The sequence below is a fragment of the Chryseobacterium vrystaatense genome (genome assembly GCF_000737765.1).
GTDB lineage: Bacteria > Bacteroidota > Bacteroidia > Flavobacteriales > Weeksellaceae > Chryseobacterium > Chryseobacterium vrystaatense.
Genome location: NZ_JPRI01000003.1, coordinates 521,013 through 547,341, shown reverse-complemented (window position 1 = coordinate 547,341; position 26,329 = coordinate 521,013). Strand labels below are relative to the sequence as shown.

Annotated in this window: 18 protein-coding genes; 8 read left to right on the top strand and 10 right to left on the bottom strand. The window is 38.6% G+C overall.

The genetic code is table 11. The features are described from left to right. Positions 1-103: 103 nt before the first annotated feature. Together IW16_RS11675 and IW16_RS11670 are read left to right on the top strand one after the other, a co-directional pair. Positions 104-2,956 (top strand): TonB-dependent receptor, encoded by a 2,853-nt coding sequence (locus tag IW16_RS11675; RefSeq protein ID WP_034744043.1) that lies wholly within the window; start codon positions 104-106, stop codon positions 2,954-2,956. Positions 2,957-2,981: 25 nt separating this feature from the next. After that, complete coding sequence (locus IW16_RS11670) at positions 2,982-4,163, top strand: Ca2+-dependent phosphoinositide-specific phospholipase C (protein ID WP_034744041.1); 1,182 nt, start codon at positions 2,982-2,984, stop codon at positions 4,161-4,163. A gap of 80 nt (positions 4,164-4,243) precedes the next feature. Here IW16_RS11670 and IW16_RS11665 read toward each other — a convergent pair whose 3' ends face one another. Then, the gene (locus tag IW16_RS11665; protein WP_131327884.1) at positions 4,244-5,395 is read right to left on the bottom strand and encodes a tetratricopeptide repeat protein; all 1,152 of its coding nucleotides are present in this window, start codon (positions 5,393-5,395) and stop codon (positions 4,244-4,246) included. 185 nt (positions 5,396-5,580) lie between these two features. Here IW16_RS11665 and IW16_RS11660 point away from each other — a divergent pair, with 185 nt between their 5' ends. The 3 genes from IW16_RS11660 (at position 5,581) to IW16_RS11650 (ending at position 8,101) form a co-directional block, all read left to right on the top strand. Then, entirely contained in the window at positions 5,581-6,339 is a 759-nt protein-coding gene (locus IW16_RS11660; protein ID WP_034744335.1) for a helix-turn-helix domain-containing protein, read from the top strand. Positions 6,340-6,364: 25 nt separating this feature from the next. Next, positions 6,365-7,525, top strand: coding sequence for an FAD-dependent oxidoreductase (locus IW16_RS11655; RefSeq protein WP_034744036.1), 1,161 nt, complete (start codon positions 6,365-6,367; stop codon positions 7,523-7,525). Positions 7,526-7,594: 69 nt separating this feature from the next. Beyond that, positions 7,595-8,101, top strand: coding sequence for a DinB family protein (locus tag IW16_RS11650; RefSeq protein WP_034744034.1), 507 nt, complete (start codon positions 7,595-7,597; stop codon positions 8,099-8,101). Between the two features lie 187 nt (positions 8,102-8,288). Here the strand turns inward: IW16_RS11650 and IW16_RS11645 are convergent, their stop codons facing one another. Next, positions 8,289-9,059: a hypothetical protein gene (locus tag IW16_RS11645; RefSeq protein WP_131327883.1), complete on the bottom strand. Its 771-nt coding sequence runs from the start codon at positions 9,057-9,059 to the stop codon at positions 8,289-8,291. A 231-nt stretch (positions 9,060-9,290) separates the two neighbouring features. On the opposite strand from IW16_RS11645, the gene IW16_RS11640 reads away from it, so the two are divergent. Further along, the gene (locus IW16_RS11640; RefSeq protein WP_034744030.1) at positions 9,291-9,668 is read left to right on the top strand and encodes a VOC family protein; all 378 of its coding nucleotides are present in this window, start codon (positions 9,291-9,293) and stop codon (positions 9,666-9,668) included. Positions 9,669-9,796: 128 nt separating this feature from the next. Here the strand turns inward: IW16_RS11640 and IW16_RS11635 are convergent, their stop codons facing one another. The 3 genes from IW16_RS11635 to IW16_RS26950 all read right to left on the bottom strand — a co-directional run bounded on the left by IW16_RS11635 (position 9,797) and on the right by IW16_RS26950 (position 16,751). Beyond that, entirely contained in the window at positions 9,797-12,832 is a 3,036-nt protein-coding gene (locus tag IW16_RS11635; RefSeq protein WP_034744027.1) for a reprolysin-like metallopeptidase, read from the bottom strand. Positions 12,833-13,787: 955 nt separating this feature from the next. Then, positions 13,788-15,215 carry a tetratricopeptide repeat protein gene (locus IW16_RS25705; protein WP_051890140.1) on the bottom strand — a complete coding sequence of 476 codons (1,428 nt, stop codon included), beginning with the start codon at positions 15,213-15,215 and terminating at the stop codon, positions 13,788-13,790. An 84-nt stretch (positions 15,216-15,299) separates the two neighbouring features. Continuing rightward, a complete protein-coding gene (locus IW16_RS26950) occupies positions 15,300-16,751 on the bottom strand; it encodes a tetratricopeptide repeat protein (protein WP_228376926.1) in 1,452 nt (483 codons plus the stop codon). 325 nt (positions 16,752-17,076) lie between these two features. On the opposite strand from IW16_RS26950, the gene IW16_RS11620 reads away from it, so the two are divergent. After that, entirely contained in the window at positions 17,077-17,586 is a 510-nt protein-coding gene (locus tag IW16_RS11620; RefSeq protein WP_073175686.1) for a GNAT family N-acetyltransferase, read from the top strand. A 19-nt stretch (positions 17,587-17,605) separates the two neighbouring features. Further along, positions 17,606-19,171: a serine hydrolase gene (locus tag IW16_RS11615; protein ID WP_034744024.1), complete on the top strand. Its 1,566-nt coding sequence runs from the start codon at positions 17,606-17,608 to the stop codon at positions 19,169-19,171. Positions 19,172-19,275: 104 nt separating this feature from the next. Here the strand turns inward: IW16_RS11615 and IW16_RS11610 are convergent, their stop codons facing one another. The 5 genes from IW16_RS11610 to IW16_RS11590 form a co-directional block, all read right to left on the bottom strand. Then, a complete protein-coding gene (locus tag IW16_RS11610; protein ID WP_034744022.1) occupies positions 19,276-19,902 on the bottom strand; it encodes a DJ-1/PfpI family protein in 627 nt (208 codons plus the stop codon). A gap of 103 nt (positions 19,903-20,005) precedes the next feature. Continuing rightward, positions 20,006-21,004, bottom strand: a complete 999-nt coding sequence (locus tag IW16_RS11605) for a GlxA family transcriptional regulator (protein ID WP_034744317.1) — start codon at positions 21,002-21,004, stop codon at positions 20,006-20,008. A gap of 191 nt (positions 21,005-21,195) precedes the next feature. After that, complete coding sequence (locus IW16_RS11600) at positions 21,196-24,681, bottom strand: glycosyltransferase family 117 protein (protein WP_034744020.1); 3,486 nt, start codon at positions 24,679-24,681, stop codon at positions 21,196-21,198. A 70-nt stretch (positions 24,682-24,751) separates the two neighbouring features. Then, entirely contained in the window at positions 24,752-25,684 is a 933-nt protein-coding gene (locus tag IW16_RS11595; RefSeq protein WP_034744017.1) for a hypothetical protein, read from the bottom strand. Positions 25,685-25,773: 89 nt separating this feature from the next. Then, positions 25,774-26,316, bottom strand: coding sequence for a helix-turn-helix domain-containing protein (locus IW16_RS11590; protein WP_034744015.1), 543 nt, complete (start codon positions 26,314-26,316; stop codon positions 25,774-25,776). Positions 26,317-26,329: the final 13 nt, after the last annotated feature.

Below are 26,329 nucleotides of genomic sequence, written 5' to 3'. Positions count from 1 at the left end.
AAAACAAGTACGTTAATTTAAATTAAAATCTAAACAGGTCTTTTAAAATTTAAATGAACTGAATTTTTTCCAAGCGAAAACATCTTTGTGCAAAATTTAGAACATGTTACGAAGAAGATTTTTTTTAACAACCGCGGCAGGCTTTTTTCTGGGTGGTATGGCTATAGCCCAAACTACAGTACACGGCGTTGTAGTTGACCATCAGGGAAACCTGCCTAATGCTTTAGTGTATATAGAAAATAAGGCGGAAAAAATAACCTCCAATACCGACGGATCTTTTGTACTCAGTAATATTCCAGATGGAAATTACAGACTGATTATTGAATATACCGGCTATGAAATGATCTATTTCCCTTTTACGGTTGCTGATAAAAAGGCAGTTGACCTGGGCTTAATCCGCATCGGAGAAAAAAAAGTACAAGAGAATGCTATTCAGGAAGTAGTGGTCAGCAGTGTTTATAAAGCATCACAGGCCCGTGCTCTTACCATGAAGAAAAACTCTAATACGATTACGGAAGTTCTGAGCGCAGATGCGATAGGCAAATTACCGGACCGTAACGCTGCAGATGCCGTACAGCGGATGCAGGGAGTTTCCATTGAAAGAGATATGGGAGAAGGGCGCTTTGTAGCCGTCAGAGGAACACCGGTCCAATGGACATCCTCCACATTAAACGGCAGCAGAATGCCGAGTGCCAGTGGTGACAATGCCAACAGAGGAGTCCAGATGGATATTTTCCCTTCTGAACTTATACAGAGTGTACGTTTGTCGAAAGCACTGACTCCTGATCTTGACGGCGACGCTATCGGAGGAAATGTAGATTTCATCACAAAAACATCTCCTAATAAAGAAACACTGGCTATAAGTACCGCTACCGGATATGTCAGCATGTCTCAATCTCCGACGTTTAACTCTTCTATCGTATATGGAAATAAAATTACGGAAAAGCTGAAATTCATTTCTTCTGCCGTTATCTGGCAAAGGTCGAGTGCCATAGATCAGATGCGGAATATTTTCAATTATGGTTTGGCAGAACAGACGGCTTCGTATTCTATCAATCAGTTACAGCTTCGTGATTATCTGGCAGACAGAAGAACTTTAGGGTTCAATTACGCAATGGACTATGACATCAACAGCAAAAACAAATTGTACTTCAAGGGCCTGTACAGTCAATATAAGGATGGGCAGTCTGTGCGGGAAACCTACTTTAATTTTGACTCTAAGAATGTAACGCTGCAGGCAAGACACGCCGATTATCTTACCGATTTATACTCTATGCAGTTGGGTGGGAATCATCAGGCCGGCCAGCGTTTGGAAATAGACTGGTCATTATCCAAAGCCCGGTCAAGTTTTAAGTTTAATTCTCCGGAAAATTTAGAAGACCATGACAGAGGCTATCCTATCATTAATTTTGTACAGCCTATGACCTATGGAAATCTGGCTTCCGATGGGAGAAAGTATTTTGCGATGGATGCTCCGGGTGGAATGGGTGATTCGGCAGACTTTACCTTACCTCACAATCAGACTCCTCTTTCCGCCACCCAGTTAAAACTTAATCAGGTAATCCTCAGCCAAAACCGCAACAGCGAAACTGATCTGCGGGGTCAGGTAGATTTGAAATATACAGTCTCAGAGAATTTTAAACTCCAGTTCGGAACAAAATTCAATAATAAAGAAAAAGTAGTAGATGCCGCTGTTTTAGTATGGATGCCAAAATCAGGACTCGGGATCCCAGGATCTCCGATAAGCTATATGAGTCAGTTTGAACAAACTCCTTTTCCTTTTAACGGAGGTTTTATGAATCCTATCGGCAATCCCTATCAGACGGTCATGATTGACCAGATCACTAACGGACAGATCGACCAGTTTTACAATGCGGGCACTCAAAATATCCTTGGGCTGCAGCAGGTAAGCGGAAAGAACAGCAATTCCAATATAACCAGTTCCTACAGAGGAACAGAAAATGTATGGGCCGCCTATATGATAGGAACCTGGCGGATCAATGAAAATCTGCAGCTGCTTGGCGGTATCAGAAATGAATACAATGATATTTCCTTTCATGGTAAGAAAGTAGTTTCCAACAGTACCGGAAGCGTCGCCGAAGATATCAAAGATGGAAAAAAGTACAATATATTTCTGCCAATGATCAATATGAAATGGAAGCTTACCAAAGACAGGATACTGAGGGCAGCTTATACCCGATCTTTTGCCAGACCTGATTTTAACGATCTCAACCCCGGTACGATTGTCAATGATCTCTCCAATACGGTAACGCAGGGAAATACCCAGCTTAATCCCACTTTTTCCAATAATTTTGATCTGATGTTTGAAAACTATTTCGGAAAACTGGATCTAGTCACTGCGGGAGCATTTTATAAAGATATTACGGATCTGATCTACAAAGATCAGTCTGTTCTGAATGTAAACGGTCTTCCTTACACCTTTACCACACCTAAAAATTTGGAAGGGGCAAAACTCTACGGTTTCGAAGTGGGAATCTCCAAGCGGTTTGAAAGTTTACCCGGATTTCTGAAACACATTGGTTTTGAAGGAAATTACACCTATATCGCTTCCGAAATGAAAATGCCGGTCTATGAAAACGGAAAACAGACCGGAACGATGAAAACAACAATACCCAATCAGGCCAAGCATATTTTTAATACGATATTATTTTTTGAAACCAGTAAACTTATGCTCCGCCTGGCCGGAAATTACAAAGGAGACTACGTCAGCGAAATAAGAACGGCTGCAGGTCCTGATCATTATCAGCATTTTGATAAAAACTTTACAGTAGACGCCTCTACTTCATACAGCATCAATAAAAACGTCCGGCTGTTTGCAGAAGTGAATAATATCTTCAACGAACCCAACCGCTATTATATGGGAACAAAATCCAGACTTGAAAATCTATCTTATTCCGGGATAAGAGGTCAGCTGGGTGTTAATTTCAATTTTTAATTACAAAAAAACAATCATTCATTTTATGAAAAAGTACCTATACACTGCTGCAGTAGCTGCAGCTTCAATACTCCATGCCCAGGAAAAATGTAAAGACATAAAAATTAATCAGATACAGGTACTGGGAACTCATAATTCCTATGCAGAACCGGTAGACCCCAGGGTATTGGATCTCGCGGCACCTATTATTAAGAATCTGATGCAAAAATACGATTCCGGCATGTCGGCTGATCAGAAAGCTAAATTTCAGGAATACCATCCCAACGGTATGGATTTTACGGAAGCTCTTAATTATAATCATCCCGGTTTTACAGAGCAGCTTAACGCCAACCTCCGCGGACTTGAGCTGGATGTTTATTATGATCCTGACGGAAATCGTTTTAACCATCCTGCATCTTACCGGATTCTGAAAGAGAAAGGCATCAGCGATCTGGCACCTCACCATACTAAAAACCTGGATCAACCCGGATTTAAACTTCTGCATATGGCAGATATTGATTTCAGATCCCATTATCCAACGCTAAAAGATGCGCTCACTGAACTTCGACAATGGTCGGATCAGCATCCTCAGCACACTACTCTATTTATTATGGTGGAAGCTAAAGATTCAGGGTTTCCCATTTTTCCTAACCCTACTCAGGTTTTACCTTTTACCCAGAAAGCTTATGATGACTTAGATCAGGAAATTTTACAGTATCTGGGAAAAGATAAGATCATTACTCCCAAAGAAGTACAGGGGGATTTCGCTACCCTTCAACAGGCAGTACTGCATCAAAACTGGCCCAAAGCGGAAGACAGCAGAGGAAAATTTGTATTGATGCTGTTACCGGGAAGTGCAGGAACTCAGTCTACCAAAAACAACCCATATCTTATTAACGGCTCTTTGGAAAAAAGACTAATGTTTATGGAAAGTGAACCGGAAGACGGTTTTGCAGCTTTTATTTTAAAAGATAATGCGATTGTGCGTCAGCAGGAAATTCAGACTTTGGTGAAACAGGGGTTTATCGTAAGGACAAGAGCCGACATTGAAACGCATGAAGCCAAGATCAATGATCTTACCCGCTCAAAAGCCGCCTTCAGCAGCGGTGCACAGGTTGTTTCTACAGATTTTTTCCGACCGGGAAATGCATATGGAACCTCTTATTTTGTAAAGCCCCCGCAAGACAAAGATTATATCCTGAATCCTGTCAATACGGATTGTCATTAAATCATCCCATGAAGCAGCCTCAAATGATATTTTTGGGGCTGTTTTGTATTAATCCCGGCTTATTAAATTAAATAGACATTCTACTTGATTGCAGCCCCTTTTTGATTTGTGAGTAACGATATTCTTGCTTTCGCATAATCAATCTGTTCTTTTTCTTTCTCAGGATCAGGTTTATTTTTCAGGTACAGGTTGTAGTAACTGACGGCATTCCTGGTTTGTTTCAGATTGAAATCACAGAGAAGACCCAACCGATAGTAAATAGCACTGCTGTTATTAAAAGTCAGTCCTCTTTTGTATGCTTCCTGAGCTTCTGAAAATTGATTTTTATTTTCATAGATGCCCCCTAAAGTTGTATAATAAAGTGCTGTATGCCCGGATATCCCTTCATCAATCGTCTTTCTGGCATAATTGGCGGCCTTATCATATTCCTTTAATTCACGGTAGCTGAGAGCCATATAATACAAAGTGCCTTCATTCTGAATACCAAGATCTTCCAGTGTTTTGAAAATAGCAATACAACTTTGATATTCTTTTAAGTAAAAATAAGCCTGCCCCATCTCATTGATGACATTGACATCCGTATTTTCTCTGGTCAACTTTTTTCCGGTCTCTATGACTTCCCTGTATTTACCCAACTGATTGGCTATGGGAAGCTGTGCCTGCTGCAGTGTAAGGTTACCGTCATCTGCATCAATAGCTTTCTGGAGAATATCATAGGCCTGCTGATATTGTTTAAGTTCACGGTAGACGATAGAAAGATCATAAGCTACATCCGGATCTGTAGTATTTAAAGCATTGGCTTTTTTAAGGTAAATAAGTTTTGCTTCAGCAGTATCTCCAAAACCTGCCAGCTTTTTATATGCACTGAAATTAAGACTGTCCAGCTGTATAATTTCCAGCAAAAACTTTTTGGCCTTTGGCGCATTCCCCCTTCTTGAATTGATATTGGCAAGACTGAATAAAACAGGAATATTGTTTGGTTCGATGGCATTGACTTTCACATAATTTTTTTCTGCTTCCGGAAGTTTTCCGGACATCATATTGCAATAAGCCATTTGTGTAAGCACTTTTGTATCTTTGGTATCTTCAGGATAAAGGCTCTGCAGATATTGGGCAGCTTCAGCATACTGCTGGGATTCATAATACTCAAGGAGTTTTTCTTTATCAATCAATTGAGCGGTCAGATGTGAAATATTTATGATAAGAAGACTTACAGACAGCCAGAATTTCATATTTGTGATTTTCAACTAAATTATCAGTTATTTGCATATTTTCCAAATTTTAAAACCAAATTATTCACAAGATTAAGATTTATGAAAGTCACTATAAAAATGGATCTCCTGAATAATTACTTTTTTATTTCATTTTTTTGTAATTTAATTTTTGAAAAGAAAGGATCATTATAAAGTGTATGTCCATGAGCAACGAATTCTATTGTAAATTTATCAAACCTGACCTGTCACTGGATCTTTTTGTAGAAAACATAGGGATGTTTCATAATCCTACAGACGAATCCAAAGAGGTGGTTGTGATGCCCGATGGAAGAGTTGATCTGTTTTTCATCCGTTCCGGACCGGATGATCCTTTCGAGGTTTTTCTTATCGGGCTGGAAACTGCACCGGAGCAGAGAAGTATTGCACCCGGTACAATGGCTTTTGTAATAAGTTTCCGACCTCTTTCCGTTGAATATATTCTGCAAACTTCCATTTCAGACGTCCTCAATACCGCAAGAACCCTTCCTAATGACTTTTGGAGTTTAAAGACAGATGATCTCAAAGACCTTGACATATTCGTCAAAAGGGTTTCAGAAATCATCACTGTACTGATCCCTGAAACCGTGGATGAAAGAAAGCGAAAACTTTTTGACCTGATGTATATTTCAAACGGCGAGATGAGCGTAAAGGAGCTCTCTGAACAAACAGGCTGGAGCAGCAGACAGATCAACCGGTATTTCAATCAGCAGTTTGGGCTTTCGCTAAAAGCTTATTCCAATATCCTGCGATTCAGGGCATCTTTGGAACATATTGCAGAAGGCAAACTGTTTCCGGAACTTAATTTTACAGACCAAACCCATTTCATTAAAGAAATCAAAAAATTTTCAGGGGTGGTTCCAAAGGAATTATCAAAAAACAAAAATGACCGATTTATACTATTATCTGTTCTGAAACAAAAATAATTTTGCATGATTAAAATGAATGATAATGTTAACAGACAATAAATCAATCGCCATAGTAGGCGGCGGTCCCGGAGGATTGACCCTGGCCAGACTTTTACAGCTTAAAAAGGCTAATGTAAAAGTATATGAAAGAGATTTTAACAAAAATGCACGGGTACAGGGCTCCCCTCTTGATATGCATGAAGGATCGGGAATGGATGCACTGCGTGGTGCAGATCTGCTGGAGGAATTTAAGAGTAATTACCGTCCCGGTGCAGACAAAACACTGATTGTTAATGAGCAGGCAGAAATAATTTACAGTGATCATGAAACAAAACCTGATGAGGATTTTGGAAAAGAGCATTTCCGCCCTGAAATAGACCGAGGACCATTACGGAATATGCTCCTTGACTCTTTAGAACCGGATACAGTAGTATGGGACAGCCATTTTATTTCGATGGAAGTAAAAGGTGAGGGATGGCTGATTCATTTTAAGAACGGTTCTTCAGCCTATGCAGATATTGTCATTGCCGCTGATGGTGCCAATTCTAAGATCCGCCCTTATCTTACAGACTTAAAACCCGTTTACTCAGGAATTTTGATGCTTGAGGGCAATGTATATGATGCAGAAAAAGCAGCTCCACATATCAAAGAACTGATAAAAGACGGAAAAATAATGGCTTTCGGAAATAATAAAAACCTGCTTCTGGGTCAGAAAGGAGGTGGTGATCTTGGATTTTATGCAAGTTTCAGAGCGGAAGAGAACTGGCCAAAGGAAAGCGGTCTTGATTTTTCTGATCAAAAGCAGATATTGGAATGGTTCAAAAAAGAATATCCGGAGTGGAACAGCATCTGGTACGAGCTGTTTGAAAATTCTGCTGTTCCATTCATTCCACGTCCTATTTATTATATGCCTCTGGACCAGTCATGGGAAACTCAGTCTAACCTCACTCTGCTTGGAGATGCAGCCCATGTGATGCCTCCTTTTGCCGGAGAAGGTGCCAATATGGCTATGCTTGATGCTTTGGAACTCAGCAGGTGTCTGACATCAGATCAGTTCAAAACATTGCAGGAAGCTATTTCCCATTATGAAACTCAAATGCGCCAAAGAGCTGCCGAAGCGACCAGAGAATCTTTGGAAAACGGTGATAAGATGCATTCTGAGACTGCATTGCACACGATGCTGGAGTTTTTCAGTGGACATTAGATATAGAGCAACCAGAAAATTTTTGCCGTTGTGTATATTTTCAATAATTTACACTCTTAAAAGCTTGATATGGAAATCACCTCTGTAAAGTCCTTCATTGATTATTATAAAAAAATACGGGAAAGAACGCTTCGCCTCATTGAAGTCGTTCCTCCCGAACATCTTGATTTTTCCTATAAACCGGGAAAATTTACCATCGCTGATCAGATCAGACATATAGCTGCCATCGAAAGATATATGTATGGCGAAACTATTTCAGGGAGAAAAAGTGCTTATCAGGGTTGTGGAAAAGAACTTGGGGACGGCTATGAAAATATAATGGCCTTCTTCAATGAAATGCACAGACAGACGATAGAGATCATCACCGGACTTTCTGATGAGGACCTCAACAGAAAATGCCTGACACCGCCCGGTAATGAAATTACGATATGGAAATGGCTGAGGGCTATGATCGAACATGAGATCCACCATAGAGGTGAACTATATATTTATCTGAATTTACTGGATATAAAAACACCGCAGATTTATGGCTTTTCAGCTGAGGAAGTTCAGGATATGAGTGTGAGATTGGAATAAGATTCTAATTTATTAGGTACGGATCTGAGAGGATTAGAGTTTCTGGTTAAAATACCGTTGCTTGTTATTGGCTAATAATGATTAAGCTAATAATTTATCAACTAATGTCCTTGACTCTTGAATCTTGATTCCCGGTTCTTGAATCTTGGTTCTTGACTCTTGGTTCTCACATCACATATCTAATTCCTTAATAAACAGAAAGATCCAGTTCATCAAAGTCTTTAATTTCTGAAAGAGTCATCAGCTTTGTTGTTTTTAATTTCTTCCAGGTATCTTCAAACACCTCATCGCCACTTTCCGCTCCTTCATTGACGTTTGTTCTGTCAAGTTGCTTTCCGGTTAAAAAATTGATACTTGTTGTGCTGTTCACCGTTGGGCCAGTATTGGAGCTTTCATCATATCCAATGAGCTCAAAATCTGATTTCCCCCACCTGAAGGTATACGTACAATAGCCATATCTGCCATGGGCATAGTGGATGTACAGCTTTCCTTTTTCAGCATACACATCGAGTTCGGGTGCATAATACACGCCTCCATCTTCATTTTCTGAAGAGAAACAGGATGCGTTTTTGGAAGCGAGCTCATACCCCTGACCTTTTTTAAAAAGAATGATGATTCCACGGCGGTTGCGGTCCAGTTTTCCACGGGACTCGTCGGTAATAATATGAGCGGGATCTGCTTTTTTGATGATGAGAATACAGTCTTCTGCTCCATCCTTATTGAGATCACCGAATGACTTTTCAAAAATTTTATACCCTTCGGGAACAAAATCTGCAGGTTCTTTTTTAACATCAATGACTGATTCGGACTTTTCAGGTGCGCTAATTTCAGAGGTAGTCGCAGAAATTTCCTCCTTGACTTCCTGTTTTTTTTCTTCTTTTGAACATCCATACATCAGAAGAAGCGGAAGAAGAAACAACCATTTAAAATTCAACATATATTTTATAGTCTTTCTCATACAAATGCTGTGTTAGAAACCCAAATGTACAGATTTAAGAAATTCCATGTATTGTTTTTCTGTTTCTGTCTAAAAATATTATACTTCCTTACGTCTTTTCATCAACTGCTCAATTTTTAATCATTTAAAATGAAAAAATTTCCGATGAAAACTTTTACATATATTTGAAAGCATACGGAAGTACAATCTACTTCTTAAAAAGATCCAACAATCTAAAGAAAAAAAATAGACATGAAAAAAGTAACAGGAATCGGAGGTATCCTTTTCAAATCTAAAGATCCAAACGCGATGAATGAATGGTATAAAACCCATCTTGGCCTCGAAACCAGTCCGTACGGGACCAGCTTCGAATGGAGAGAAAGTGAGGACACCACGAAAAAAGGGCTGACCCAATGGGCTCCTTTTGCTGAGGATACGAAATATTTTGAACCTTCCGACAAGGATTTCATGATCAACTACAGAGTGGAAAACCTTGAAGCACTGGTACAGGAATTAAAAAAGGAAAATGTAACCATCCTGGATGATATCGAAACGTATGATTATGGAAAGTTTCTTCATATTCTGGATCTTGAGGGAAACAAGATTCAACTGTGGGAACCTATTGGTTAGTGATTTATAAAAACAGAAAGAGTCCGGTACAATACCAGACTCTTTCTTCACAAAAGGTACCATGAAATCTTGTCTCCATTTTCATAACAGACGAATCATCTGTCTTTAAAACTGAAGCATCTCATTTTTTATTTCTTAATCAGCTTCGTACTGTACGTATCAGTTTCACTGGTAATTGAGATAACATACACTCCTTTTATCAGTGATGCCACGTTAATTCTCTGTCCATCCAGTTTACCTTCCTGGGCCAACCTTCCATCGGCACTGTAGATCTTATAGTTTGCTTTTCCTTTAAGGTTTTTCACTTCGATATAGGTATCAGCAGGATTTGGATAAATCGCTATTTCAGACGGAGTATTTTTGATTTCTTTGACGGCAAGAGCAGCGTTTTCCGATATTCTCACAGAGAAATCTCTGAATGAACCAACGGAAACAATTCCACCTCCATTCACTGGTACAGTAGGGCTTCCACAGGGTCCACCAGCTGCATTGAAGAATGTGCTGGCTACTCTCATTCTTAATAGTTTATCTCCGGCATAAGCAGCAGCAGGTACTGTAAATGTTACATTTCCGTCACGCAGATAGGTGCCGGGAGCTGGATTTACAGGAAGACCGCTGCTGGAAGCAACCTTTTCGGAATCTTCAAAAACACCATTTCTGTTATAGTCTATCCAGATTTCAAGCCAGTCATTGTAATTTCCTCCGGCAAGGTTTCTGAAGTTAGCAGTGTATTCTACCCCTTTTGTCAGGTTAACTAATTTTGCTGCATCTTCACTAAAATCCAGGTATGTTTTATAAACATCTAAGCCTGTAAAAACGTAAGCCAAATTAGACAAAGTTAATCTGACAAGACCACTGTTGAAGCTGCCTCCATTTCCACCTGTAGTCATTAAACAGTAATCTGTACCTGTTTTTAATCCCTTCGTTTTAAAGGCATAATTACCGGAGAATGTTCCTGGTACGGTATTCACTACGGCAGCAACCTGTACTTCATAATTGGTTTCATCTTCTAAATTATTCAATAGGACAGAATTCGTCTGGCTTGTAGTATTGGACCAGTTTGCAGTACCCGTTTTTCTGTAATTGACAGAATAGGTCGCTCCGGATACTTTATTCCATGAAATCCTTGCTGTTGTTTTTAAAATCTCTGTGCCTATTGCTGAAACCCCGGTCGGAGCATTTGTAGTAGAAGTAGGTGCAGCTCCTACATTAATTGCCGGAGACACTGCATAGAAAATATTATTCAGTGTTGATATCCTTAACTTAACAGCTCCATTTAAATTAGCCGGCATCTGTGCGGTATAACTTCCGGTATTAGGAGTAGAAGCAACCAGATCTGTCCAGGTCACTCCGTTATCTGCAGTATAGTCTATTTTTACATTGGCTACATTATAGGGAGCATTATTTGTATTGGCTACTTCCCAATAAATTGTATTGGCTGCATTATTATAAAGCACTGAAGCAGTAGTAAATCCATTAAATTTAAAAGGTCCGTCATTTCCTATGATCACGGTAGTTTCGGAAGTTGAGGTCATCGGTCTCTGACCATTCTGGTCTCTTACCGTTACTGCATAACTGAGTTCTCTCGGAATATAAGAAACGGTTTCCCATGCAGCTTTGTCTGTAAGTATTCCATTCATCACACTTTCAAGTTTAGGGAAATACCTTCTTCCGTTGGGAGTTCCGGGCAGTGATCTTGCCAATGCGCCTTCTGCATTATATCCCCATCCGCTATCTCCGGATATTGTATTTCTATCCCCTACACTATTGTATTGTTCCCATGTATAGCTGAAAGTATCATTTTCGGCATCTACAGCGTTAGCATCCAGGTAATAGGCTGTTCCTTTAGGAATGGAATAACTGATAAGCGGAGTAATTGCCGGAGCTGTATTTTCTGCAATCAGGGTTGCAGTACCACATGCAGGTTTAGCTTCCAGTACATTTAATACCTGAGAAATAGATTTATAATGGAAGTATCCATCCATATTGGCCTGAATATTATCCTGTGTAATGCCCGGATATCCCATAATCGTTGTACCACCCCAAGGCTCTACATTGGCGCCTGAACCTTCAGTTCTCATTGAAAAGGTATGATTGGCCCCTAACTGGTGCCCCATTTCATGTGCTGCCATCAGGTCGAAAACTTCCCCTGTCGGATCCGGACTCATGGAAAACGCAGAGCCTTTACCCAGAGCATTATTATTCGCAGGATTTGAACACACAATGCCTATACCTCCTGCATTACCGTTTCTGCTGCCACCGACATTACGGTGAAAGACGTGTCCAAGGTCATAATTAGCATCCCCCACTTCATTTGTCAGTAACCGCTGAAGCTGTAAATTGAGTGATGGATCACCCTGAGCAGCCTGGGGAATATAAAAATCTGCTGCCGGATCTGTATAGATAATTCCCGGAAGATCCTGAACAATGAAATGAGCCCCAAAATCTTTTTCAAAAACTCCATTGATTCTGGTCATCGTATTATTGACAGCAGTAAGTGCTCCCTGTGCTGTACCTCCGTGAAACTGGGTATATTCTCCCGTTACCGCCATTGCCATTCTGAATGTTCTGTATCTGGTGTTGGTGGGTCTGCCGGCAATTCCTACATTAGAAAGCTGGTTTTTTCCATTTTCAACCAACTTCCTGATATCTTTAAGATTATGCTCCTTGCTATCGCATTCAAAGCCATGTATGCCCCCTTCTTCGTGCGTCTTATAGAACACGCCATACGTTTGTTTATCGGCACTAATGGGTTCAATAAACTGGAATACTCCATTCCTGATAATCATTGATTCCATCTCTGTAGGCGCAGTACTGAACCTGATGTATTTGGAAGGATCATCTATACCTGCTCCTACATACGAACCCAGCTGATGTCTTTCGGCCAGAGATTTTTCCATAACAGGATTACTGTATACTGCAAACTTTTCAATTTTACCTTCTGCTGTAGGCAGAGAAACAATCACCGGTTTTGCACCTTTTCCGGTTTCTACGGCATCTTTCAGAAGATGTCTAAGAGACGCCAGGTCTACTCTGTAGGCCTGTTTCACATCAACATTTTTTCTGATTTCGGATCCTTTTTGTCCTATCGGCTCCCACCTCTGCCCATAAACAGCAGTAAATCCGGCAGCCAATACACTCACTAATAGAATTCTCTTTTTCATAAAACTAATTAATATAAGTACTTGATTTAACTTAAATGAAATTTTATCAATTATCGATTATTATCAATTCACGCTATAAGCTCATCAAAACACCAATACTTTATTGTATTCTGTGAAATAAACGCATTAAAGAATGAAATTCATTTAAAAAACTAAAACTATTGATAACAAGTTAATATGTACATAAAATCAGCTACTACTCAGATACTTCCCTATTATAACATACTGTATATCAAATCATTTAAATTTTAACGTGATTTAACATAATACAGATCTTATTGAAAGAAGTGGATGTGATGATGAATATATAAGAATAGCATTACACTCAAATTTCAATACATGGTCAATCTAGTTGGCTTAAAAAAAACGGACCGCATTCATTTAATTCCATAAAAAAAGCTGTCTGACAAATCCAGACAGCAATCCTAATTTTTTTTACTGATGAGAACGATTGTAAATCATCCTGCCCAAAATTCATGTATTAAAAATTCAAAACCAAAAATCAGGACTCTACATGTATACTACCTCAAAACTTGAGGACAATAGTTGTCAAAAATAAAAATGTTTGGATCATATAGACCCATTATTCCCTAAATCGAATCTTTATAAACTATAACATCATACAAAGCATACGATACCTTTCTAAAAACCAACAAGATAAAGTCAATAATTCCACTTTATCATATTATTAAATATCAATCAAAAATTAATAATTAATGTAAAAAAATAACGATGTAGTACCCATGTAGTATAATGTTTTTTCTTATTTCTTAAGAAAAAGTGCAAATTTGACATAACAAACAACAAGTGGTGAAATTGGTTTTCAGTTATGATGAAAAAAAATATTTCGAGGGCTGTCTGACATTATCAGGCAGTTTTTTTTTTGCCGCATCATTAAGCTTCCTTTTGTCTAAAATAAGTAAAAAAGCTATCCTCAGAGAATATGAATCCCGGATTACGCCAGGCTGTCAAAAAACTGATAGGTATCCGTCTCGGTTGGAATATTGAGTTTTTTCCGTAACCTGTATTTTTTCTGCTGGATAGATCTGGGCTGCACGGATGTATAACCTGCGATCTCTTTAGAAGTAAAGTGAAGTTTTAGCATTGCGCAGAATATCAGATCAGAATTTTCAAGATCAGGATTCACTGCCAGCACTCTTTCAATAAACCCGGGATACGCTTCCTTAAAAACAGCTAAGAACGACGGATCATTTTTTCTGGCCAATTCAATGACTTGGTCCTGTGTAGAATCGTGCATCTGTATTTTCAGTTCCTCTGCTTCATTTCTAAGCTGCTTTTTCCTATCTCTCAGCTGCTTTACTATTTTTAATGCATACATCACGAGCAGTGCGAAAATCAATACAGAAACAATGACAATGGCCAGAATATTATACCTGTGCTTTTTCGTATCTGCGTCTGTTTCTGTAATAAAGCCCTCCATATCATTGTTTATGGCTTTCAGCAGAGCGGCATCCGATCGATCTCTCTCCTTTGTATAAGCTTCCAGGTACATGAGCGCCTTTTCTTTATCCCCTTTACTTTCATAGAGCGATTTAAGGTCTGTATAAATATATTTGGTGTACTGCGCAAAGACGTATTTTGTTTTTTTATTAATCTCCAGTGCCTTTTTAAGCGATTCTTCTGCTTTATCATACTGCCTGGTGATCATATAATATTCTCCTAAAACCGTATTGGCATTCAGGGCAATGCCATCCGTTCTGCCCTGCCTGTTACATGCTTCTGCTATTTTTGAGAGATAGAAGCGCGCTGAATCCATATTTTTGAATCCATATAAATAAAGATCTCCTATGGCACATTCTGATCTCCCGGTGTGGTCCAGTTTTCCAGCCATCCGGAAATATTTCAGTGCGGGAGCATACTGCTTTCTACGGTAAAAATAATCACCGCGTTTATAATAAATTTTAAAAAGAATATCATTACGGAAAGGAGACTCCTTAGTATCTTTTATATAATTCATTGCCAATGTATTATACTCGAAAGATTTATCCATCCTTTTAAGCTGCAATTGGAAATTGCTGTAATCATTATTGAATTTGGCCTTATGAATATTATTTTTTGAATGTCTGAGAATCTGCTCTGCCTTATTAAAAAAGAATTCTGCTCTCTGATAATTTTCAAGCGGTAAATTGACATTGCCTAAATTGAGGAAACATAGGGCCTCACCTTCAGCATACCCCATTTTTTCTGCTTTCCTGTAATATTTTTTGTTAAGGAGGACAAGAGAATCATAATCGCCGGAGAGACGGAATTTTTCATTTTGTCTGAGCAAAGGGTAATCAAAATCATCTTCATACTGATTGTGAACATCTTTACTGCATGAGGTCAGAATACAGAGCAAAATGAAAATAAAACAGCGTATCATGTACGTTTTATATTTAGATATATGGTTTTCAACAAATATGAAATTCTTAAAATCTTGATTCAAATATAAGATTAATTCTCAAACTTATGGATTGGCGGTCTTTTCTAATTGATCAAGAAATTCGTAGATGTCCTGATCCCCTTCAATATTCAGTTTTTTTCTGATTCTGTATTTCTTCTGCTGAATCGATTTATGCTGAACAAATGTATAATCTGCTATTTCCTTAGAGGTAAAATGCAGCTTCAGAAGCGCGCAGAAAGCAAGTTCAGAGTTTTCAAAATCGGGATTGATGATCAGTAATCTGCTGATAAACTCAGGATGCAGCTCTTTGAATTTCATCAGGAATGAGGAGTCATTTCTTTTGGCCAGTTCCGTGACCTCCTGAAGTTTCTTTTCATACACACGGTTCTTCAGCCTATCGGTTTCTGTTTTCAGATTTTTTTTCTTCAATTTTAAAAGGCGGATATTTTTCCTGATATACATTCCTGATACAGACAGAATGATAAAAACCAAAATTCCCACAGCCCATAAATCATTTTCACGCTGATCGGATTCTTTTTTAGCTTCAGTAATAAAACTGTCCGTTGTTTTATTAATCGCTGCAAATCTTGATTCATTCAGTCTGCTATCCTCTTCAAGATACCGGCTTAAATAAAAGTAAGCTTTCTCTTTATCCTTTTTCTTCCTGTAAAGGTCAGACAGAGCTTTATAAACATCTTTGATATGAAAAGAATAGGTAAGTCTGGTTTTTATACTGAGTTCCAATGCATTTTTAAGCATTTTTTCAGCCTCATCATACTGATTGATTTCATTATAATAGTATCCCGCTGTATAATAGATCCAAAGTCTTTCAACATCGGGTGTTTTGTGTCGGTTCATCATATTTTCTGCCCGTAAAGCATATATTCCCGCCGAATCCAGTCTGTTGGTATAGAGATGATACTGGGCAACCATACAGTTAGAGTATGCTGATTTCTCCAGAACATTTCCTTTGTGAAAATTTTTCAATGAATTTCCCAGCTGTCCTTTCCATGCAAAATAAGTCCCTCTGTTGGTATAAATCCGGGGCATAAGCTTTTTTTTAAGCTCTGAATCCGGTGCTTTTTTCAGAGAAAAGAGTGCTGAATCGCTGTAGACAATTGCTTTATCATACTGCTTAAGGTGTGAATAGTAGTGGGCATAACTATCGTAAAACTTAGCTTTATGGAAGTTATTTTCTGAATGTTTAAGACTTTCTCCAGCCTTATCTAAAAGAATATGTGCCCTCTCATAATCTCCTTCTGTGGAATTGACATTGGCCACATTCAGAAAGCAAAGACCTTTACCTTCATCATATCCCATCGCACCTGCTTTTTTGAAATACTCTGCATTAAGCTTAATAAGAGCTTCAAAATTACCTGAAGAATTCATTTCGTTATTCTTCGTGATCAGGGGCATATCAAAGTCTTCTGTATGATGATAGGGAGAAGTCTGGCTGCATGAAATAGTAATAAATAATATAATCATCCGTATGGTACGGACTATCAAATTTTTCATAGTACGATGGTCTTCCTATACGATTTATCAGTTATTTTCCAATACATACGGCCTTTCTTTAGGGTCTGTCACTTTGATGAACAAAAAGATCAATATTGAATATATTAATCAATTAACATTATTTCGTGATAAATATACACAATTCTAGACTTTAAATTGAATAAAAAACATAAAAACAAAATGTTAATTAGAAGCATTCTTCTTAACTATCTTAATCAAAACAGGCAGTAAATCATTTTTTATTAAAAAGAATGGTTTTATTTGAAAAATATTTTCGCAATTTTAACATAAACAACGAAAATTAGTAATTCGAAATTTATCTCATATGAATATTAGGTACCGCGCTCTCCTGCCTCACGAAAGCAAAAATTACAGAAGCATCAGACTGGAAAGCCTGGAAAAATTCCCTGAATCATTCGGGGCCAACTATCAGGAAGCTTTAAAAATTGAGAAGTTCAGAATGGAGAGTGATATAGAAAATCAGAACCGGGACAGATTTATGACCGGAGCATTTTCAGATGATGAACTTATTGGTATCTGCGCTTTTGTAAAAGAAGAAGATCATGCAGGAAAAGTGTATCAGATGTACGTTAAAGAGGGTTTCCAGGGTAAAAACGTAGGCTATGGGCTGATCCTCGCTTTAATAAAGGAGGTTCATTCCAGATTTGGAAATATTGAAATTACGTTGGAGGTCACAGATAAAAATGATAAGGCTTTTAATTTATATAAAAAGGCAGGTTTTAAAGAAATTCTCAGCACAGGTAACAATACCCAGAAAAATGATACCAATATAGTTATGGAGTATATTACAGATCACTCCAGCAAAAAACTATAAAAAACTAAATATACTACTAATGAAAACAAAAGTTCTGTCATTCACTGTGATTGCCTTACTATTTCATCAAACTGTTTCAGCCCAGTTTTCTTCACGTCAGATCGATTCTCTGGTAGAGAAGTCAATGAAGGAGTTCAATGTGGTTGGCGCATCCGTAGCAGTCATTGAGAATGGGAAGATTATTCATGAGAAAGGGTATGGTATAAAATCCCTCGACTCCAAACAGCCTGTCAATCAGTTAACTAATTTTCAAATCGCCTCTAACAGCAAAGCTTTTACTGCAGCCTCGCTTTCTATCCTTGTGGATGAAGGAAAAATTTCATGGAATGATAAGGTAATCAAATACATTCCTGAATTTAAAATGTACGATGACTATGTCACTCAGAATTTCATTGTTGAGGATTTGCTGTGTCACAGAAGCGGACTCAGTCTTGGAGCCGGAGACCTTATGCAGTTTCCTGATGGTGGCAATTTTACCATCAATGATGTCTTGACAAATTTTCAGCATTTCAAACCTGCCTCTCCCTTCAGAACCAAGTGGGATTATGATAACCAACTGTATTTTGTAGCGGGAGAGCTTATCAAAAGAGTGAGTGGAATAACATGGGAAGAATTTGTACGAACAAAAATCTTTGTTCCGCTTCAGATGACCAATTCTTACTCATCAACCTCTTATATTAAAGACCGTACCAATCTTGCATTACCCCACCTTACCACCGCGAAAGAGAAAAAAACGCTGTCATTATATGATTTTGGACCTCATATGAATGGCGCTGCCGGCGGTATTGTTTCCAATGTAAGCGATATGTCCAAATGGATGCAGCTGCAGCTGAACGGTGGAAAATACGGACCTAAACTTGAGAATACCCTGTTTACTTCTGACCGTCAGAGAGAAATGTGGTCTATTCATACTGTGATGGAAGCAGATTACAGCCCGACCTACAAAACAAGATTTAATGGCTATGGACTGGGCTGGGGACTGGAAGATAAAAACGGATATTTTACAGTAGAACATACAGGTGGACTGGATGGGATGCTGTCTATTGTAAGAATGATCCCTGAAAAAAAATTCGGGATCGTAGTGCTTACGAATACCCAGCAAGGCGGAATTTATCTGGCTTATTCTATTGCTAATATTTTAAGCGATGCCCAGTTGAATGTACCTCCTCAAAAATGGATTACCAATCTTTCTAAAGCATATCAAAACTCTCAGGGAAAAAACGATATGGAAACAGCAAAAATATGGAAAACAGTAGATTCCAATAAGAATATAAAGATTAAAAATGAAGACTATACCGGCATCTACGAAGATAAATGGTTTGGGAAAGCCGAAATTTCTGTGAAGGACGGACAATTATGGTTCAGATCTTTGCGTTCTCCAAAGCTTAACGGACCTATGAAATATTACCAAGCCAATACATTTGTTATTCCATGGCCGGAAATGAAAGGAATGGATACCGATGCATTTACCATGTTTACACTGGATGAAAACGGAAAAGGCCAAAGTATAAAAATGAAAGGAATATCCCCTGCTATTGATTTCAGCTATGATTTCCAGGACCTGGATTTCCAGAGAGTGAAATAATAACTGGATACAATCAATTCAGCTTAAACGGTTAAAAATACTTCATTAAAAAAAGATTCCCTTCAAGGTTTGAAGGGAATCTTTTTTTGACAGAAGAAAATTCATTACTTAACTGCTTGCTGGTATTCAAAAAGCTCTACTATTGTATCGACAGTTTGCTGCCCGTTCTGCTTTCCAATAAGATAAAGTGCAGCATCAATTCCTGCCGTAATTCCTGCTGTAGTAATGAGTTGTCCTTCATCTACATAACGTACTCCCCTCCTGACTGTACTTTCCGGATTGTGCTGTTCCAGTGCGTCCAGCAGCATACTGTGTGTTGTAATATTATGACCGTTAAGTATTCCTGTTTTTGACAATAACATACATCCGGTGCAGACCGTAAAGACAACCGTTCCGCTGTCGTGCTGATTTTTCACCCACTTCAATACAGTTTCCTGAAAATCCTGATCCTGAAGATATTTCATAATGTGTTCCGGATTAGCTCCCGGAACGACAATCATATCCGGTTTGGGACAGGTCTGTAGATCGTAGGTTGGAATAATAGCCATGGTGTTAGCTTCCGCATATACCGGCTCTTTAGTCTTTCCGACCGTGTAGCAATGATAACTTCCCGGATATACTGCATTGGCTTTTACAAAAACATCCAGGGGACCATTCAGATCCAGTACCTCAACCTGATCATATACTAAAAAGGCAACATTCATTGTTTTTCTGTTCTGTACATCTTTCATAATGTGATATTTATAATAATATTTAAGTTTAAAATAAAGACAAGTTTCTCCTTGCGGATCATCTGTGACAATCAGCTTACTAAGCAATCAAAAAATAAAAAGATTATTCTCCCTTGAAACTCTTTCTGTACTGTGAGGGAGAAAGGGTAATATGTTTCAGAAACAGTCTTCGGAGGGATACAGAACTTCCAAAACCACACTGATCAGCAATCATATCGATACTCATGTCTGTATATTCCAGCATATTTTTAGCCTGATCCATCCGCATCTTTTCCAGAAATCTTCCGGGAGTAAGTCCTGATTCTTTCAGAAATACTCTGGAGAAATTGCGTACACTCATGTTCATCTTTTCAGCCATATCTTCTATGGTTACGGCTTCTCCAAGCTTATTTTTAAGTAGGTCCCGTACTTCTTTTACGAAAGGACTCATCATATCATAGTCCGGTAAGGAATTTCCAAACTGTGGCTGAATACCCGGTCTGCGTAAGTACAGAACCAGATGGCGGGCCACTTCTGAAGCTGTAGGTTTGCCGAAATCCTCTTCCAGCATCGCCAGCGCCAGATCCATTCCTGAGGTAACCCCTCCTGAACTGTATATCTGCTGATCCCGGATATAAAACGGATTGACATTCACAGTAAGATCCGGATATGACTTCTGCAAAATATCTGCAAATTTCCAATGCGTTGTTACCTGTTTTCCCTTTAAAAGACCGGCTTCTGCCAGCACAAATGCACCTGTACATACGGATCCCATCCGCCGTACATTCCCACTTATATTTTGGAGAAAACGGTAAATATCAGTATTGATATTATCCAAAACGGTAAGATCAGTACCTCCTACCAGCAAAGTATCTACAGGAAAATTAATATCATAAATGGTATGACTGCACATAATGGGCATCCCGGAACTTGAATACAGTATTTTTTCTGAGGTCCCCGATACCAGATGGATTTTATACCCGGAATACAGATGGTCATTCACCATAAAGCGATTGGCTGAAGTAAATACATCACAGGGACCTGCAATATCCAGCAGCTGTACCTGCGGCAGTACCAAAAGGACTATATTTTTCGTTTCCGTATCGCTTCCTGATTTATTCATAGTTGATTCTGTAGGTACAAATGTACAGATAAAGCGATTTGTCTGCAATGACAAAAAAGATACCGTTTCAGCCATTTAATAAATCTCACCTTGCTCTACATTCAAAATAAAAAGCCTCCAAATAGATCTTGGAGGCTTTATTTCGTTTTTTATTTACTTATTTCCTGTTTTAAAAACAGAATGTGAAGTTGCTATTGGGTTACTTTAATCATTGCCCGGGTAATCTGATCTTCTTTTTCTTTTGAATACATAGAATCAAAAGGCTGCATTACATCAAACAGATACTGATAGAAAGGGGTTATTTTCTGGATATTTTCGGATTCTTTTATGGCTTTTTCTTTACCCATTTGCCGAAGCTGCGTTATAAAAACATTGAACTTTTTATCAATAGGTTCTATAGATTTTACAAGGTAAGCATAAGCTTTATCCTCCTGACCCAATTTCTTATAAGCGTCTGTCACTGCAGAAACGATAAGAGAGTATTCCATAGGTTTCACCCTCATCTGTCTTGCGGACTGCTTTTGAAATACCGGAGACAAACTGAGATAATAATCATATTCTTCAAAGATTTCTTTTTTAAGGATTTCTGCCAGCTGAAGTCCTTTTTTCTCCTGCCCTGCAATAATATACCCTGTGACCATAGAGCTCAGAGAGCGCGGATCATTGTATTTTTCAGCAGGGATTTCTTTTGAAACAAGGTCCAATATTTCCAAAGCTTTTCCTTTTTGGCCACTTAATGCCAGCGCCGAAGCAGCTCTGCCCGCAGTCATTCTGTAACCCATAATATTGGATGTCGCTGCCTCATCATAATGGATACTAAGGTCTTTAAAATTACCCCATCTGAAGTTTTTTACAACATTATATAAGGAATTGGTATCTACTCTTCCCATATCTCCGGATGCATTTGGAGGCGTATGAATAGGCACCAATTTGTAGCTGAATCCCTCAAACTGCAGATATTCATCAAGGTAGAATATATTTTCGCTGTCATAGATTCCTCCCGATGAAAAGTTGATCGAACGTTTCCAATCGAAATGAGCCAGCATATCCAGCAGCATCAGATTGTTTTTATACAATGTATTCCCTTTGTAAGTGATCATGATCTGATTCACTACGTTCGGAAGATCTGCCTGAGTGATGATTCCTGCTTTCAGCGCATTTTCCTTATTAACAGGAAGAATGAATTTATTCACCGGAAGAATATTATATTCTGCAAATTTATCTTCACCGAAATACATTTTTAAAAGCTCATCTTTTTCAGTAGATTTAAACTTTAAAAAGTCCACAGCCTCCTTCACGGTTATAGAATCCTGTGTAAGGTATTTTCTGAAGGCTCCGAATTGGGTATCAGGAACTCCCTGTTCTTTTAACATAGAGAAAATGCCTTCCCAGTCTTCTTTCTTCATCATATAGATCTGATCATTGACACCATCTCTATAATCCTCGTGGGTAAGCCGGGTAGGAATTCCTGTGGCGTTGTAGGTTTTTCTTTTTACCTGATCAATATACCATGGAGTGCCTAACAGGGTAAAATTCACCGTTTTCACATCATCTCTGAACCGTTCCGTTTCCTGAATAGCCCACACCGGAAAAGTGTCATTATCCCCATAAATAAAAATAATCCCGTCTTTAGGAACTGATTTAAGAAATGAGTAGGCATAATCACGGGCCGCCGATTTTTTGCTGCGGTCATGCGGAGTGTAATTCTGGAATCCCATCATAAAAGGCACTCCCAGCAAAACCAGGCCTAAAGCAATATTGACTCCATTGGATTTTACTTTAGACTGAAGAAACCACATAATAGCCCCGGCTCCCATTCCTATCCAGATCGCAAATGCATAAAAGGAACCTACCATTGCATAATCTCTTTCTCTTACTTCAAAAGGTTTTACTCCTGTGTAAAAAACAATCCCAAAACTTGTTAAAACAAATAATGAAAGAAGAGCGTAGAATCTTCCGAAGTCCCTGTTCAACTGGAAGAAGAAACCGATCAATCCTAAGATCAATGGTAAAAAGAAAAACTTAACGGTACTTTCATTCTGGAATTTGGCAGGCATTTTATCCTGATTCCCCAATAAAGCATTATCGATAAAAGAAATTCCTGAGATCCAGTTTCCTTTCGTATTTTCCATGTTTCCTTCAAGGTCATTCTGTCTTCCAACAAAGTTCCACATCAGGTATCTTACAAAATAATATCCATTCTGGAATGTGATAAAGTAGTCCATATTCTGAGCCAGTGAAGGCTTCTGAACATTGATCAGATTGTAAGGTTTAACTTTCAGGTAATCTGCCGCTGTAATAGATTTATCTTCATATTTTCCTCTAAGCTCATCAAAAATCTGCTTCGCCTGAGGATTGTCTGCCACATCTTCATTGCTGTCATTAAAGGTAAAATCGGGAGCTCCGTACATGGCAATGTAATTGGCCATCACATCTTTGTCCTGATTGAACATTCTTGGCATTAAGCTGATCTGAGATTTACTGAAGACATAGTTGAAACGGTCTCCTGTCTTTCTGTACGTTCCGGTTTTCTCATCTTTTTCGTAGATCTCACCGGTTTTTTGAGTCTTGAAACTTCCGTCTTCATTTTTCTCAATTCCGTTGGCATCAAGGAAGGCGGTATAGTTCTGTCCGTAAATGGTAGGCCAGTCACCATACTGCTCTCTGTTATAGTAATCCAGCATTCCGATTGCTGTATCAGGATCGTTGAGGTTCATTGGAGGATTCGCATTCGCTCTTACAGGAATCACCATCCAGCATGAAAAGCCGATAATCATGTACACCAACGACAAGGCAATTATCTGATAAACACTTCTTTTAGCTTTTCTGGCATATTTAATCATAAGATAGGAAATCCCTCCCATCAGAATAAATGCAGCTATGGTTCCCGAGTGGAAAGGAAGCCCCAATCCGTTCACAAAGAATATTTCAAGTCTTCCGAACATCGTCATGATCAGCGGGAAAATGATTTTGAAAACAATGATCAAAATTCCCAGTGTGATTGCATTGGCCCAGATAAAGTTTTTCCAGGTAAATTTGTAATTTCTTGCATAGTATACCAGACAAACGGCCGGTACCGCAAGCATACACATCATATGAACCCCAACAGAAAGACCCAGTATAAAAAAGATCAGAATAACCCATCTTTCATTATCCGCTGCCTGGTATTCGTTTTCCCATTTGGTAACGAGCCATACCAGCAATGCGATAAACATTGAAGCCATCGAATATACCTCTCCTTCTACCGCAGAGAACCAGAAGGTATCTGAAAATGTAAAACACAATGCGCCTACAGCTCCTGCAAAAAGAATGGAGATTTCCTGATGTTTGGTTATTTCATCAAAATCTTTGTTTAAAAGTCTTCTGACAAAATGAGTAATCGTCCAGAAAAGAAACAGAATGGTAAATGCACTGAAGATTGAAGACATTGCATTGATTACAATGGCATAATTTTGCTCGTTTCCCAGCGCAAATATACTGGCTACAGCACCAGCAATCTGAAATAAAGCGGCTCCGGGAGCGTGCGTTACTTCAAGTTTTACAGCAGAGGAAATATATTCCCCGCAATCCCAGAAGCTGAGATAATGCTCCATCGTGGAGAGATAGGTAATGAGTGCGATTACAAAAATCACCCATCCTAAAACGGTGTTCCATTTTCTAAAAGACCAGTTCTTCATATACTATGTAATTTCAATACATAGTATGACAACTCAACAGCGTGAAATATTACATAGAGATTAAAAAAAATCATTCTACTTTAAATTTTTTATTTTTGCAATCCAGAATCAGTCGGTGATTCAGGAAAATTTTATTTCCTATCATGCCCTGCATTCCGGAAGTTTTCATGAGAAGATTCTGCATCTGCGACGTTCCTTCTACGTGAGTTACTTCAGAAAGTTGAAGCTCACTTTTTCCTATTTTTACAGGCTGATCTGCCGGCGCTGAAACCACAGTCAGGACATTTCCCCATGAATTTCCTTTTTCTATTTTAATGCTGCCGTTGGGTATTCTGTACCTCTCCCATTCTTCTCTATTTGTAAGGAGCTCATAACCACTTGAACCCGAATCGTAAAGCAGTTTCAAATTTTCACCCCCGACTACTCCCGGAATCACGATTTTACGTTTTCTGAATTCAAATGTTTCAAAACCCTTTTCATTAAAATTTTCAACAAATGAACATCCTGACTTCTTAAAATCAAGAATAACAATTCGTTTTTCCAGCAAATCAGTTCCGATGGTTCCTATAATGTTTTTATTATTAGCATCAGAATCAATTGCACTGCCGTAATTCAATAACTCAAAATCAGAAATAACACCCATCTCTCCAATACTGAACTGCATAGGAATATGGTTTTGCCCGTTACCGGATTGAATCTGAGTGCGAAATTGAGTTCCTATAGATTTGAGTGAGTTTTTGTAAAACAAAGTCGTTGGCGAACCGGAATCAAACTGCATATAAAAAGTCAGGTCCACTCCTTTGAGCCGAACAGGCAACAGAAGCGCCGCATGGGAATTTTCATCTGCAGCATCCCATGTCATGGGAATATTTTCTGCTCTTCCTGAAACTTTGAGTTTATTTTCTGGCGGGGTAAATTTTCTGTCAAAATAAATGTAACCGGTTACTAAAGACAGACTAATCACAATGATCACCGACAACGCCAATTTCTTAAAGATTCTCATACCTGAATTTTTTCAGCAAGATTCAGTATTATAATTTGAAATCAGCACAAAAACAGGACGACATCTTTACGACACTTTCACGACATCAGTTATAAGAAATTGTTTTTCAACCTGATACATAAATTTCCTTTTTTGTTCAGGCATATTCCGTTTTTGATGATCACTATCAGTTTAGCGCAAAGAAAAGCAATTAAAAATATGAGAAACAAAGGTGTCTTTATCCACAATACCTTTTGAATAAACGGGCTTATGATCAGACCTGCCGATACAATGCCTGCCAGAATAATCTGAATGCCTACAATATTTTTCCCGAGTTCTTTGTTGAGTGGATCTTTTGTTTTTAACGTTAAAATTAAAGGAAATACAACTCCACCATATGGAATAATAAGCCCGGCCAAAGCAACGAGATTGATTAGTTTTGCCCTTTCGACATTAGAGTTTTCATTGTTTAAGCTAATAAGCTCTTCCGTTCCGGTTTGCAATGCAACGGCAATTGCTTTCAAGGTAAATCCTTTAGGAATCTGTCCTGCTTCAATCCTCTGAACAGTCCGCAATGAAAGGCCTGACTTTTCGGCAAGCTCAGCCTGGGTCATGTTTTTTTTCTCTCTTAAAATTTTGACCGTATTCTTCATTCCTTTGGACTTA

What these genes read in the sequence shown, in the direction of transcription:
- IW16_RS11600 (WP_034744020.1), bottom strand. Translation starts at nt 24,681, where the DNA reads ATGAAGAACTGGTCTTTTAGAAAATGGAACACCGTTTTAGGATGGGTG.
- IW16_RS11660 (WP_034744335.1), top strand. Translation starts at nt 5,581, where the DNA reads ATGAGCAACGAATTCTATTGTAAATTTATCAAACCTGACCTGTCACTG.
- IW16_RS11675 (WP_034744043.1), top strand. Translation starts at nt 104, where the DNA reads ATGTTACGAAGAAGATTTTTTTTAACAACCGCGGCAGGCTTTTTTCTG.
- IW16_RS11650 (WP_034744034.1), top strand. Translation starts at nt 7,595, where the DNA reads ATGGAAATCACCTCTGTAAAGTCCTTCATTGATTATTATAAAAAAATA.
- IW16_RS11645 (WP_131327883.1), bottom strand. Translation starts at nt 9,059, where the DNA reads ATGAGAAAGACTATAAAATATATGTTGAATTTTAAATGGTTGTTTCTT.
- IW16_RS11605 (WP_034744317.1), bottom strand. Translation starts at nt 21,004, where the DNA reads ATGAATAAATCAGGAAGCGATACGGAAACGAAAAATATAGTCCTTTTG.
- IW16_RS11610 (WP_034744022.1), bottom strand. Translation starts at nt 19,902, where the DNA reads ATGAAAGATGTACAGAACAGAAAAACAATGAATGTTGCCTTTTTAGTA.
- IW16_RS11670 (WP_034744041.1), top strand. Translation starts at nt 2,982, where the DNA reads ATGAAAAAGTACCTATACACTGCTGCAGTAGCTGCAGCTTCAATACTC.
- IW16_RS25705 (WP_051890140.1), bottom strand. Translation starts at nt 15,215, where the DNA reads ATGATACGCTGTTTTATTTTCATTTTGCTCTGTATTCTGACCTCATGC.
- IW16_RS11665 (WP_131327884.1), bottom strand. Translation starts at nt 5,395, where the DNA reads ATGAAATTCTGGCTGTCTGTAAGTCTTCTTATCATAAATATTTCACAT.
- IW16_RS11595 (WP_034744017.1), bottom strand. Translation starts at nt 25,684, where the DNA reads ATGAGAATCTTTAAGAAATTGGCGTTGTCGGTGATCATTGTGATTAGT.
- IW16_RS11590 (WP_034744015.1), bottom strand. Translation starts at nt 26,316, where the DNA reads ATGAAGAATACGGTCAAAATTTTAAGAGAGAAAAAAAACATGACCCAG.
- IW16_RS11635 (WP_034744027.1), bottom strand. Translation starts at nt 12,832, where the DNA reads ATGAAAAAGAGAATTCTATTAGTGAGTGTATTGGCTGCCGGATTTACT.
- IW16_RS11620 (WP_073175686.1), top strand. Translation starts at nt 17,077, where the DNA reads ATGAATATTAGGTACCGCGCTCTCCTGCCTCACGAAAGCAAAAATTAC.
- IW16_RS26950 (WP_228376926.1), bottom strand. Translation starts at nt 16,751, where the DNA reads ATGAAAAATTTGATAGTCCGTACCATACGGATGATTATATTATTTATT.
- IW16_RS11615 (WP_034744024.1), top strand. Translation starts at nt 17,606, where the DNA reads ATGAAAACAAAAGTTCTGTCATTCACTGTGATTGCCTTACTATTTCAT.
- IW16_RS11640 (WP_034744030.1), top strand. Translation starts at nt 9,291, where the DNA reads ATGAAAAAAGTAACAGGAATCGGAGGTATCCTTTTCAAATCTAAAGAT.
- IW16_RS11655 (WP_034744036.1), top strand. Translation starts at nt 6,365, where the DNA reads ATGTTAACAGACAATAAATCAATCGCCATAGTAGGCGGCGGTCCCGGA.